The 12,665-nt window shown below is 38.6% G+C and carries 10 protein-coding genes, 1 riboswitch and 1 other annotated feature; of the genes, 3 read left to right on the top strand and 7 right to left on the bottom strand.

Annotation, left to right across the window (positions count from 1 at the left end):
* Positions 1-3 precede the first annotated feature (3 nt).
* Positions 4-627 (bottom strand): ATP phosphoribosyltransferase, encoded by a 624-nt coding sequence (gene hisG, locus KSU66_RS05005; protein ID WP_269050320.1) that lies wholly within the window; start codon positions 625-627, stop codon positions 4-6.
* A complete protein-coding gene (gene hisZ, locus KSU66_RS05000) occupies positions 628-1,866 on the bottom strand; it encodes an ATP phosphoribosyltransferase regulatory subunit (protein WP_269050319.1) in 1,239 nt (412 codons plus the stop codon). It abuts the gene before it with no gap.
* A gap of 113 nt (positions 1,867-1,979) precedes the next feature.
* Here hisZ and KSU66_RS04995 point away from each other — a divergent pair, with 113 nt between their 5' ends.
* Positions 1,980-2,777, top strand: a complete 798-nt coding sequence (locus tag KSU66_RS04995; protein WP_269050318.1) for a histidinol-phosphatase HisJ family protein — start codon at positions 1,980-1,982, stop codon at positions 2,775-2,777.
* A 258-nt stretch (positions 2,778-3,035) separates the two neighbouring features.
* Here KSU66_RS04995 and ssuE read toward each other — a convergent pair whose 3' ends face one another.
* The 3 genes from ssuE to gdhA form a co-directional block, all read right to left on the bottom strand.
* Positions 3,036-3,599, bottom strand: a complete 564-nt coding sequence (gene ssuE, locus KSU66_RS04990) for an NADPH-dependent FMN reductase (protein ID WP_269050317.1) — start codon at positions 3,597-3,599, stop codon at positions 3,036-3,038.
* A gap of 92 nt (positions 3,600-3,691) precedes the next feature.
* Positions 3,692-3,796, bottom strand: a riboswitch (SAM riboswitch).
* A 209-nt stretch (positions 3,797-4,005) separates the two neighbouring features.
* Complete coding sequence (locus KSU66_RS04985; protein WP_269050316.1) at positions 4,006-5,217, bottom strand: argininosuccinate synthase; 1,212 nt, start codon at positions 5,215-5,217, stop codon at positions 4,006-4,008.
* A gap of 287 nt (positions 5,218-5,504) precedes the next feature.
* Positions 5,505-6,887 (bottom strand): NADP-specific glutamate dehydrogenase, encoded by a 1,383-nt coding sequence (gene gdhA / locus KSU66_RS04980; protein WP_269050315.1) that lies wholly within the window; start codon positions 6,885-6,887, stop codon positions 5,505-5,507.
* Between the two features lie 258 nt (positions 6,888-7,145).
* Positions 7,146-7,374, top strand: a binding site (T-box leader).
* Between the two features lie 61 nt (positions 7,375-7,435).
* Here gdhA and KSU66_RS04975 point away from each other — a divergent pair.
* On the top strand, positions 7,436-8,596 hold the full coding sequence (locus tag KSU66_RS04975; RefSeq protein WP_269050314.1) for a pyridoxal-phosphate-dependent aminotransferase family protein: 1,161 nt from the start codon (positions 7,436-7,438) through the stop codon (positions 8,594-8,596).
* Entirely contained in the window at positions 8,597-10,183 is a 1,587-nt protein-coding gene (gene serA / locus KSU66_RS04970; protein WP_269050313.1) for a phosphoglycerate dehydrogenase, read from the top strand.
* Positions 10,184-10,223: 40 nt separating this feature from the next.
* Here serA and KSU66_RS04965 read toward each other — a convergent pair whose 3' ends face one another.
* The gene (locus KSU66_RS04965; protein WP_269050312.1) at positions 10,224-11,000 is read right to left on the bottom strand and encodes an HAD family hydrolase; all 777 of its coding nucleotides are present in this window, start codon (positions 10,998-11,000) and stop codon (positions 10,224-10,226) included.
* Positions 11,001-11,123: 123 nt separating this feature from the next.
* A complete protein-coding gene (locus KSU66_RS04960; RefSeq protein ID WP_269050563.1) occupies positions 11,124-12,410 on the bottom strand; it encodes a LysM peptidoglycan-binding domain-containing protein in 1,287 nt (428 codons plus the stop codon).
* Between the last annotated feature and the right edge of the window lie 255 nt (positions 12,411-12,665).

The following is a 12,665-nucleotide window of genomic DNA, read 5'->3' as shown; positions in this document are numbered from 1 at the left end:
TCATCACTCCAATACTGCTTTTAAATCAGTAATAAATTGTTGAACTCGATTAGTCTTCGTCGCATAACTTGCCTTGTTCACAATTAGTCTTGCGCTGACATCCGCAATTTCGTCTAGGATAATTAATCCGTTTTGTTTCAATGTAGTACCTGTCTCTACAATATCGACAATGACATCAGACATGCCAATAAGCGGGGCTAGTTCAATCGAGCCATTTAACTTAATTATTTCGATACGTACCCCTTTTTCATCAAAAAAGGATTGTGTAATTGCTGGATATTTTGAAGCAACAGTTACTATTTTTTTATTACTATTGCTTTCACCGAATCCAGCGACTACAACTTTACATTTTCCAATACCTAAATCTAATAATTCATAGACATCAGGTTGTTCTTCCATAATCGTATCTTTTCCAATAATCCCGATGTCCGCTGCTCCTTTTTCTACATATGTAGGTAAATCTACAGCTTTGACGAAGATTAATTTAATGGCATTTTCTTGGTCGAAGATGACTAGCTTTCGACTTTTGCTATGATAATCGGGGAATACGATACCAGCCTTTTCAAGCAACTCCATCGCTTTTTTCGCTGTACGCCCTGATCCGATTGCTAATGTTAAATAACTCATTCATACATCTCCCTTAGCCCTTATAAGCAAATTCATCAATTCATTAATACTTGAAAAAGAACTCGTTTTCCCTTTGTAATGAAATGTCTGCTCGTTTTGCTCGATTCGGATGCTATAAATACTTTGTTGCGAATCCACTTGTTCTTTCCCTTTTGGAAAGGACAGTACACTGTAATTTCTCTCGCGTAATTCATTTGCAATCGTAATCGACTGCCCAAGACATGACATATCGTAAAGTACTTTTACATCGATTGGAATACGTGAAGATACTTCTAGGTTTGACGAAGCTTCTACAAGCGACTCAATCTCGCAAGCAAATCCAATCGCTGGCAAATTCGCGCCGAACTCGTTTCCTAACTGATCATATCTGCCACCCATTAATACAGGTTTTCCGTATTTCTCTACAAATCCTTGAAAGATGACGTCCGAGTAATACCCCATATGATTAATGAGCCCTAAATCCATAACAATATTGTTTGCTAATCCGTACACTTTTAAAATTTCATACACATTTGTCAAGTAGTTGAGTTTTTCATTCATTTTGTCCGTTAATGCAATTTTTTTCGCTCTTTCACTGACTTCTGTAGGATTTCCGTATAGAAATGGAATCATTTCAATGGCGTTTCTTAGACTGTCTTCAATCGATAACCCACGAAGAAATGCTTCGATATCTACAACGTTCTTTGCTTGAATCATCGTTTCAAGTTGTTTTAATTGAATATCGTTCAATTGGGTTTGTTCGACAAGTTCTTTGAAAAATCCTGCATGGCCGATTTCAATTTTTATATCGCCGAATCCTAAATCTCTTAATGTATGACACGCAAGAGCGATTACTTCTGCATCTGCCTCAGGTGAACTTTCACAAAAGTATTCAACACCCGCTTGCGTACTTTCAATTTCTTTTAGTTTATCGAATGGTTGGCGAAATACGTCTTGTACGTAGAAATAACGTAGTTCGGTAGATAAGTCTAAAACGTCTTCAGCCAATTTTCGTGTAATTGGAATCGTCACATCAGGCCGTAATACTAATACTTCTCCCGTGCGATCGATTATCTTAATCATTTCATTTTGATTAATGGAACTTCTTACTTTTGAATACAAGTCATATTGTTCAAATGTTGATGTTTTAATGCGTTTATATCCATATGTGAGAAAGCGTCTGTTAATCGTTTTAATAATTCGTTCCTGCTTTTCGAATTCTTTGACATTTTCGTCATTCAATTTATAATCAATATACACTTAGTAACGAACCACCTTTCAACCTTTTACTTTAACACTTTACTAGAGTGAAGTTATTTAGTACTATAATACTGAAAATGTAATATGTCAATACTATAGGGGGCTAATTTTTCATGTTTGATTTTCATATGCATAGCGACTTCTCGGCGGATTGCTCGGTTTCAATGGAAGAAATGGTTAATGGAGCCATCGACAAAGGATTAACGGAAATCTGTTTTACGGAACATATCGATTATGAATATCCCGATGATTCTATTATTTTCGACTTAGATTTGGGCGCCTACAGTAAAAAGATAACAGAATTACAGATGAAATACGAAGAACGTATTTGTATTAAAAAAGGGATTGAGATTGGTGTCCAACCCCATATTTTACATAAGTATGAGGAACTAATGAACAATCATTCGTTTGATTTTATTATTTGTTCTATGCATACAACTGAAAAAAAAGCTCTGCATTACGGTGAATTATTTAAGAATAAAACACTTGAAGAAGCATACCAAGTCTATTATGACGAATTGCTATACTGCGTTAAAAACTATAAAAAGTTTTCCGTTCTTGGTCATGTAGATCTTGTGAAGCGATATTCGTTAAAAGATTGTGAGAATAGCTTTCACGATATTTTACGCGAAATGTTCGAAGTCATTATTCCGGATGGAAAAGGAATTGAATTAAACACTTCTGGAGTCCGTTATGGAATGGCAAACGCGTTACCAAGTGAAGATATTTTAAAGCTTTATAAACAATGCGGCGGTGAAATTATTACGCTCGGATCCGATGCACATCGAGTATCTGATTTAGCCTTTCAATTTAGAGAATCACTTCAGCTACTCCAATCCATCGGGTTTAAACATATCGCTACGTTTGATAAACAACAACCGACGTTTCATGCAATAAATAGTTTGATCTGAATCAAGGATTCCCATAGATAATTATAAGTAGATAGAAAGCTTGTACCTGGATATAAAATTCCTGGGCACAAGCTTTTTCATTTTTACTTTTATTGGGTTAATGCTACCCGCTTCACTTGTTTCGCGGGATGATTTTCCGGATGTCTCCACAATCCGTGTGACTGGAACCCCGCACAATTCATTTCAAATGCATTTAAATACATTCTTTTTTTGTCATGGTTGCACCCCTACTTTCCGTGTTATGAATACATTTATTTATCAAACCAAGCTTAGCTCTAGTTTTGTTATACGTTTTTTTGTTTCAATCGCATTTATTAATTCCTGTAGTTGTGTTTGTAATCGCAATTCGCAATCTGTTTCTTTAATGGGATTATCACTATTTTCTTTATCTATCAACGAATCTACGAAGTAAATCCCTTGTGTAGAAATTCCTTTTAGATTATTAATGATTGGTTTCAAAGAAAATTCGATTGCCAGTAAATGAGCACTGCTACCGCCGACCATAAATGGCAATACAGGCTTATCCCTAAATGCATCTTCTGGTAACAAATCTAGTAGCGATTTGAGCACACCTGTAAAAGAAGCTTTGTATACAGGAGAGCCAATTATAATTCCATCCGCATTTTCTATTAGCTCGACGACCTTTTTAATCGCTGGGCTTTCGAAACGGGCGTATACTAAATCTTCAGGTGGCAAATCGGGTACTGAAATATAGTCGACAGAAAAACCTTTTTTATGTAATAAAGACTCTACAAATCTTAATACAAGATCCGTTCGCGATGTAGTTGATGGGCTACCAGATATAATTACAATTTTACTCATTTATTACCATTCCCCTCTATTTTCCTTCTATTTTTTCATAAAAAAATCCCTCTTTTCGATAGAAAAGAGGGATGAGCACATATGGGCTACTACTCTTATCTTCCAAGAAGTTACTCTTGCTGGACTTAGCACCTTCCTGCTATGCAGAGGTTGCTGAAGCTTCATCGGGCCAGTCCCTTAGCTTCTCTTGATAATTTTATGGAGTTGTTGGAATAATCATAATACGCATCCAGTACCTTTGTCAAGGATCAAAGCATATTAGATTAATAGGTTTTCTATTCCATCTATACAAACTCATTAGATGAAAATAGTAAATATGAATAAATAAGAAAGACCAATCCCCCGAATCTAGTCACTTTTAGAATGACATTGATTCGGGATATTTTTTTATATCCTTAAAGACCCTTCAGTTCTTAGCATCTTCTTTTTCTTTATGGATCATGCTGTGAATCTCGGTAGGCAAACCCCAAAGCTTAATGAAACCGACTGCTGCTGATTGGTCGAATGCATCTTCGGCTGTATATGTTGCAAGTTTTTCATTGTAAAGCGAGTTTGGTGATTTTCTCCCTTCAACGATTGCGTGACCTTTGAATAGTTTTACGCGGACTGTACCGTTTACATATTGCTGTGTGTCTTTTAGAAATGCTTCCAACGCACTTTTAAGCGGTGAGAACCAAAGTCCATCGTAAATAAGTTCTGTTAGTTTCTTAGCAACGACAGGCTTAAAGTGAGCGATGTCTTTTACAAGTGTCAGATCTTCCAACTCTTTATGTGCTTTAAGAAGAGTAATTGCACCCGGGCATTCATACACTTCTCGTGATTTAATACCGACAAGACGGTTTTCAACGTGGTCGATTCTGCCGATGCCGTGCTTCCCCGCGATATCGTTCAAGTGAAGAATGAGTTCACTTAGTTTATATTTCTTACCGTCTACACTAACGGGAACTCCTTTCTTAAATTCTATCTCAATTATTTCTGGTGTATCCGGTGCGTCTGCAATTGCAACTGTTAGGCCGTAAGCACCTTCAGGAGGTGTCGCCCACGGGTCTTCAAGAATTCCACACTCATTACTACGTCCCCAAAGGTTTTGGTCGATTGAGTATGGGCTATCAAGATTAATAGGGATAGGTATTTTTTTTTCTTTAGCATACTCAATTTCTTCTTCACGAGACCATGCCCAATCACGTACAGGTGCAATCACTTCAAGCGAAGGATTCAATGCTTTAATAGCAACTTCAAAACGAACTTGGTCGTTTCCTTTTCCTGTGCAGCCATGTGCGACAGCCGTTGCGTTTTCTTTTTCAGCAATTTCTACGAGTTTTTTAGAAATAAGTGGACGGGATAGTGCTGATACAAGCGGGTATTTATCTTCATAATAGGCATGTGCTTGCAAAGCTAGCAAAACATACTCATTTGCATACTCTTCTTTTGCATCTATTACGTAACTATTAACCGCTCCAGCTTGGATCGCTTTTTCTTGGATTTCTTTTAAGTTTTTCCCTTCACCAACGTCTAAACAACATGCAACTACCGCGTACCCCTGATCAGTTAGCCATTGAACCGCTACTGATGTATCTAGACCACCTGAATATGCTAATACTACTTTTTTGTTTGTCATAATAAATATCCCCTTCCGAATACCATGTGTATATTTATGCAATTACTAGTATTTTTATAATAACACATTGAAAGGAAACTGCAATACTTTTGTTTGTTTTTTTAAAAAATAGCGGGCAGTTGAAGAGGCATCCACAAAGCGCCGAAATTTGTCAGAAGGGCTTCTTTCTGCCGACCTAAATAAGGCACTATGAGTATAAGGCGAAGTGATAAAACAGATTGGTCGCCGAAGCCGAAACAATAAAAAAAGGTTTTTGCCGGCAATCAGCAAAAACCTTATCTTATTATTCATCGAACACCATGGGCTACCATTGCGTTTGCAACTTTTAGAAATCCTGCAATGTTTGCACCAATAATTAAATTCCCTGGACGGCCATAATCCCTAGCAGCATTCAAACAACTAATATATATATTTTTCATGATTTGTTGGAGTTTTTCATCGACTTCTTCTTCAGTCCAACTAAGTCGCATACTATTTTGTGACATTTCCATAGCTGACACCGCTACACCGCCAGCATTAGCAGCTTTTGCGGGGGCAAATAAAACTTCATTTTCAACAAATCTTACGACCGCTTCTTTCGTACAAGGCATATTCGCACCTTCACCAATTGCTTTTACCGAGTTAGCAACAAGAAGGCGAGCCGCTTTTTCGTCAATTTCATTTTGAGTTGCGCAAGGAAGCGCAATATCACATGGAATCGACCAAATTTTTGAACAATCCTCGTTAAACTCGGCTTCAGGGTGCTCCTTTAAATAGTCACGTATACGCAAGTTGTTTTCTTCTTTTAAATACTTGATCGTTTTTAAATTAATACCGTTTTCATCGTAAATATAGCCACTTGAATCACTACAAGCAATTACCTTTGCACCTAATTGCATTGCTTTTTCCATCGCATACGTCGAAACGTTTCCCGAACCAGAAACAATCACTTTACTTCCGGCAAAGCTAAGCCCTTTTTCTTTCAACATTTCTTCAACAAAATATACAGTACCGTAGCCCGTTGCTTCTTTTCGCCCAAGACTTCCCCCGTGATTCGGATCTTTTCCAGTGAAAACGCCGGCTTCATAACCGCCTTTTAAACGATTGTATTGTCCGAACATATAACCAATTTCTCTTCTACCAACGCCAATATCGCCAGCAGGTACGTCCACATCCGAACCGATGTATTTACTTAACTCAGTCATGAAACTTTGCGCAAAACGCATAATTTCCCGCTCTGATTTTCCCTTCGGATCAAAATCGGCGCCGCCTTTACCGCCACCAATCGGTTGACCCGTTAACGAGTTTTTAAATGTTTGTTCGAAAGCAAGAAACTTCATAATACTCGTATTCACGGATGGATGGAATCGTATTCCACCTTTATATGGACCTAAGTCACTATTAAATTGAACACGGTATCCCCGGTTCACATGTACTTTTCCTTGGTCATCTTCCCATGCCACACGAAATGTAATAATTCGATCCGGTTCGGTGAGACGTTCCAGTATACCGTTCGATATATATTCGGGATGCAAAGAAAATACCGGTCGAAGCGAATCAAAAATCTCTCTCGTTGCTTGCAAAAATTCCGTCTCATCCGAGTTCCTTTTTTTAATCAGCTCATATACTTCGTGGACATAATCATTCGCCAATTTTTTCGCGTCTTTAGTGACGTCATTTAAGTTTGTCAATTCGCTATCAGTCCCCTCTTGAAAATAAAAAAAGAGAATCCTATGACTCTCTCTGAATAATCGTATGCACAAATTTCAGAATAATTTTGTATAGTCTTTGTATTTTATACGAAAAAGGGAATAAATACAACACCAAAAGAACTATTTCAAAATATATTCACAACTCTGTGACGAAGGTGAAAGTTTCGTTAACAATTTCAGAAAAACCTTTGACATTTCTTTTCCCTTTGGTATGATGGGTCTTAATTCAATAATATTTTAACTATTTGGATGGAGACAAACAATATGTTTTGAAATCTTAAGAGAGCTGATGGTTGGTGAAAATCAGTGGTTTCGTCGTAATGTAGCACTCCTGAATAGATAAGTTGAACTTTAAGTAGACTTATCCGCCCCATGCACGTTACGCATGCTAACCAAGGCTAATTCACATGTTGAATTGGCAAATAAGGGTGGTACCGCGTGAGTATTCAAGCTTTTCGCCCCTTACAATTAATTTTGTAAGGGGAGGAAGGCTTTTTTCATTTTTAAAAATTAGGAGGAGAATGATTATGTTACAAGATCAGCAAATACTTAGAATCCCAGGCCCGAGCCCTATTCCACCGAGCGTCCAAAGAGCGATGAGTCAACCAATGATTGGCCACCGCGGACAAGAAACCTCACAAATGATTAAAAGTATCGGACCAAGACTAAAAAAGGTTTTCGGTACATCTCAAGAGGTTGCCATGATTACTGGAAGCGGAACGGCTGGTTTAGAAACCGCGGTTGTCAATATCGTTCAACCAGGTGATGAAGTATTAGTTATTGTTACAGGTGCGTTTGGTGAACGCTTTACTAAAATATGTGAAGCTTACAATATTAAAACCCACCAACTCGACGTCGAATGGGGTCAAGCGTTAAACCCTGCTAACGTCAAACAATTTGTACAAAATCACCCAGAAATTAAAGCCGTCTTTTCTACATATTGTGAAACGTCAACAGGCATCTTGAACCCGATAAAAGAACTTGCTGAAGCCGTTCGTGAAGTGTCAGACGCACTAATTGTCATTGACGGTGTCTCATGTGTCGGTGGCGTTGAAACGAAGATGGATGAATGGGGAATCGACCTAATGGTGACGGGTTCTCAAAAAGCATTCATGCTCCCTGCTGGACTTACTTTCGTAGCTGCAAGTGAGCGTGCATGGAACGTGATTGAAACAAATGAGCAACCCCGATTTTATTTAGATTTGAAAAAGTACCGTGATAACTTACTAAAAGATACAACACCCTTCACACCTGCCCTGTCTTTATTATTCGGACTGGAACAAGTTCTTCAGTTAATAGAAGATGAAGGTCTGGAACAAGTTTATGCAAGACATCAATTGATGATGAACATGACGCGAGCTGCATTTAAAGCGTTAGATATTCCACTATTGACGAGTGATGCATTTGCATCCCCGACCGTAACAGCTGTTCAACCGGATGACTTCGATGCGGAAGCATTTAGGAAAGTGATCAAACAACAATTCGGTCTTACTATTGCGGGTGGACAACAACATTTAAGCGGAAAAATATTCCGAATCGGCCATATGGGCTATTGCTCGCCAGCAGATATTTTACAAACGCTTGGCGCAATGGAAATCGGTTTGAAAATGATTGGAAAAGAGATTGAATTAGGTAAAGGCGTAGCAGCTGCACAACAAATCTATTTAAAAGAAGGAGCAATTGTATAAATGACTTTCAATATATTAATAAGCGACCCGCTAAGTGAAGATGGAATTTTTCCGTTAAGACAAGCAGAAGGTTTGAATATTGTCATCGATACGACTAACACACCCGAGGAACTTGCCAATAAAATTCACGAGTATGACGCACTACTCGTACGAAGCCAAACACAAGTAACACGTGACATCATTGAAAAAGGAACAAATTTGAAAATTATTGGTCGTGCGGGAGTCGGTGTAGATAACATTGATTTGGATGCAGCTACGGAACGTGGAATCATTGTCGTGAATGCACCGGATGGCAACACGAACTCCGCCGCTGAACATACAATGGCTATGCTTATGGCACTTGCTCGGAAAATTCCACAAGCGTTTAACTCGTTGAAAAATGGCCAATGGGATCGCAAATCATTCATTGGTGTGGAGTTAAAAAACAAAACACTTGGTGTCGTAGGCCTTGGTCGTATTGGTGCTGAAGTCGCGGCGCGCGCAAAAGGTCAACGGATGAGCATCATCGCTTACGATCCATTCTTAACCGAAGACAAAGCTAAAAAGTTAGGTATAACAGCAGGTACAATTGAAGAAGTCTTAAAAGCAGCCGACTTCATCACTGTACACACACCTTTAATGAAGGAAACAAAGCACTTACTCAATAAAGAAGCATTTGAAATGATGAAAGACGGCGTACAGATCGTCAATTGCGCACGTGGCGGCATCATTGATGAAGACGCTTTGTATAATGCGATTGTTGCGAAAAAAGTCGCTGGAGCCGCGCTTGACGTTTTTGAAACGGAACCGTTCCTTGATCATAAGCTTTTGACACTTCCCGAAGTCATTGCGACTCCGCATCTAGGTGCTAGTACGATTGAGGCCCAAGAAAGTGTTGCAATCGATGTCAGTAAAGATGTTGTCAACTTTTTAAATGGTGGTTCAGTCCGTAACCCTGTAAATCTTCCTTCTTTGTCTAAAGAAGCGTTAGCGAAAGTCGAACCATTCTTTGACCTAGTAGAAAAACTTGGTGTATTTCTGTCCCGTTTAACGAAAAATGTTGTCGAAGAAGTAAATATTTATTACTCAGGGGAACTTGCTGAATCTGACGTTCGTCCGTTAACACGTAATACGATGAAAGGCCTGTTGAAACGTAATCTTGGCGATCATGTAAACGACGTCAACGCTCGCTATTTAGCAGACCGTTTCGGCATTAAAGTAAATGAGCATAAGTCAACGACTTCAAAAGGATTTTCAAATTTAATCACTGTCGAAATAACGACAACGAGCGGAATAAGGCGCGTTGCTGGTACGTTACTTAACGGTTTAGGTGCTCGCATTGTGAAAGTCGATGATAATCTTGTTGACGTCTCTCCGGAAGGCCACTTGCTATTCATTAAACATATTGACCAACCGGGTGCAATCGGACATGTAGGAACATTGCTTGCAAAAGAAAATATTAATATCGCAACAATGCAAGTAGGTCGTTCAACAGTTGGTGGCAATGCAATCATGATGCTAACTGTCGATAACCATGTTGAAGAAGAAAACGTTAATAATTTAAAAAAGATTAAAGACATTCTTGACGTTATAGCAATTGATCTGTAAAAGCAAAAAGGCCTCCATTTTGGGAGGCCTTTTGTTTTTGTTATAAAATTGAAATCAGTTGGTCTAGATGATCAATTTCGTAGGTCGGTTTAATGTCTGGATGGGACTTATTGTTTTCTCGATTAATCCAAACAGAAGGTATTCCTACCCGTGACGCCCCCAAAATATCTGTCATTAAATTATCGCCTACCATAAGAGTCTCTTCTCGTTTTGCATCACATTGGGCCAAGGTATAATCAAAAATGGATTGGTCGGGTTTTCCTTTACCAAATGCGCCCGAAATAATAATATGATCAAAATAAGGTGCAATTTCGGGTGTAATTGTCAACTTTGTTTGTTGTAAACTCGGTGAGCCATTTGTCAATAAAGCCAATTTAAATTTGCCCTTTAACAGGTCAAGGATTTTAAACGTTTCTTCATATAGAAATGGACTTTTCTTACGGTTCTCAGGGAAAAGCTCTGCCAATTCTTTACCGAGTTCACTATCTTCAATTCCGAGACGCTTCAGTCCCCTTGTCCATGCTTCCTTGCGATATTCAGGAACAATTTCTTTCATCTGTTGAAAGGATTCTCCTTCGTCGTCAAACGTCCCCCATAAGCCCTCAAAGGGGTTAATGCCTATCATTTGAGTGAATTCGTATGTATCGTATGTTGCATACAACGCCCTAGCTTCAGACCTAACTGCCTCCTCAAGTTCCGAAGGGTTGAGTTCATAAGTTTCTGCTGCTTTTTCGCATGTTAACTGAAATGCAGTTGCCACACTTTTTTTGTCCCACAATAGCGTATCATCCAAATCAAAAATAATCGTTTTTATCAAAAATGATCAGCTCCTTAATGATTCTATATATATTATACCAGATTGAATACCCCGTATCTTGAGAACACGGGGTACGATGATATATGTTTGAAAAGAGAATTCCTTAGAACCCGTTTCCACTTGTCATGTTATTTTCTTAATCGTGAAGTTATCATTCAACAACAACCAATTTTGTGGGAATGCTAAACCTAATTTCCAATACATAATTCCGCGTAATTTAAATTCTTTCATCAAATCAAATTTCGCTTGAATGCTACGCGCATCTTCAAACCACACTTCATGGAATGCTCCCGTATCATCGTAATATTGGAAGAAAGGGGCTTGCGCTTGGTAGTTATATTGAATCACTGCGTTTTCTTGTAACGCGATTGCAATTGCTTGTTGTGGACTAACCGCTTTAGCCGCCGCACCGCCCTGCGGAGGAAAAGGCGTTCCCCAATCGTATCCATATAAATTTTGCCCCAAGTAAACTTTCTCCCTTGGAATCTGCGATACCGCGTACTCTACAACACTACGAACAGGGCCTATTGGACTGACCGCTTGGGGCATGCTGTACGTAAATCCCCATTCATACGTCATTAAAGCGACAAAATCCACAATTTCCCCGATTGCCGCATAGTCATGGGCTCCATATATACCTGTTGTTACATCGCTTGTTTTTGGAGCGACTGCAGTTGAAATGGTAAGACCAGCTTGGTGAAATCGGTCCCTTGCTTTTCTAAGAAAATTATTATAAAGTTCACGATCCTCGGGATATAACAATTCAAAATCAAAATGGATATCTTTAAATCCCTGATCATTTGCAATTTGAATCACATTTCCGAACAACTGATTTTGTGCCGCATCATTTGTAAATATCGCATGTGCAAGATCTGCGCTAAATTGGAAATCTTCCAAATTACTAATAACCATTGCGTTGGCGGCTCCAGCGGAACTAGCGATAGTTAATATGTCATTCGTAGATGGTTCCGTTAATGAGCCGTCACGATTCGCTTGATAACTGAACATGGCGAGATACGTAAGTGAACCCACCCTGTTTCTTACTTCTTGGACCATCACTTCAGTTACTGGCGTACGCGGCTCAACATAAAGCAAAGCCTCAGTTACAGGTTTCGTCCCCTGTGGAATATAAAGGCGTTGCCCCACTTGGAGCGTTTGGGTAGTAGATATACCGTTGATTCTTGCAAGTTCACTGGGAGTCATCCCATACAACTTAGATATGCTATAAAGGGATTCTCCCGGACGAACCAAATGATAATTTCCCGTTATCGGTATGACTAGCGCTTGCCCAATGACTAGACGAGTAGGGTCAGGTATTTCATTCACTTTAGCAATTTCCTGATATGTTATTCCATAAGCTTGTGAGATACCATACAAACTCTGTCCTCTTTGAACAACATGAATTTGCAAATTCATCATCTGCCTTTCATTGTAAAAAATACTCTCCTACTAAGCTTACTTTTATCCTTTGTTTATTATGCATACAATTAATAGCTTAATGGAATTCATAATCAAAAGGTTCAAAATATTATTCAATTCTTTTGGATTTATTAAAGATGCGTCGCATAGTATGACATTACAATTATAATTGATGGAATATTAACAATTTATAGTCTATTTTTCCGAAAAATTAATAAAGTAGACTATTTTTCAAAAAAATGCTTT

This window comes from Sporosarcina sp. G11-34 (assembly GCF_026931025.1).
This window is presented reverse-complemented; position numbering and strand designations above follow the sequence as displayed.

What these genes read in the sequence shown, in the direction of transcription:
- hisG (WP_269050320.1), bottom strand. Translation starts at nt 627, where the DNA reads ATGAGTTATTTAACATTAGCAATCGGATCAGGGCGTACAGCGAAAAAA.
- KSU66_RS04995 (WP_269050318.1), top strand. Translation starts at nt 1,980, where the DNA reads ATGTTTGATTTTCATATGCATAGCGACTTCTCGGCGGATTGCTCGGTT.
- ssuE (WP_269050317.1), bottom strand. Translation starts at nt 3,599, where the DNA reads ATGAGTAAAATTGTAATTATATCTGGTAGCCCATCAACTACATCGCGA.
- KSU66_RS04985 (WP_269050316.1), bottom strand. Translation starts at nt 5,217, where the DNA reads ATGACAAACAAAAAAGTAGTATTAGCATATTCAGGTGGTCTAGATACA.
- KSU66_RS04975 (WP_269050314.1), top strand. Translation starts at nt 7,436, where the DNA reads ATGTTACAAGATCAGCAAATACTTAGAATCCCAGGCCCGAGCCCTATT.
- serA (WP_269050313.1), top strand. Translation starts at nt 8,597, where the DNA reads ATGACTTTCAATATATTAATAAGCGACCCGCTAAGTGAAGATGGAATT.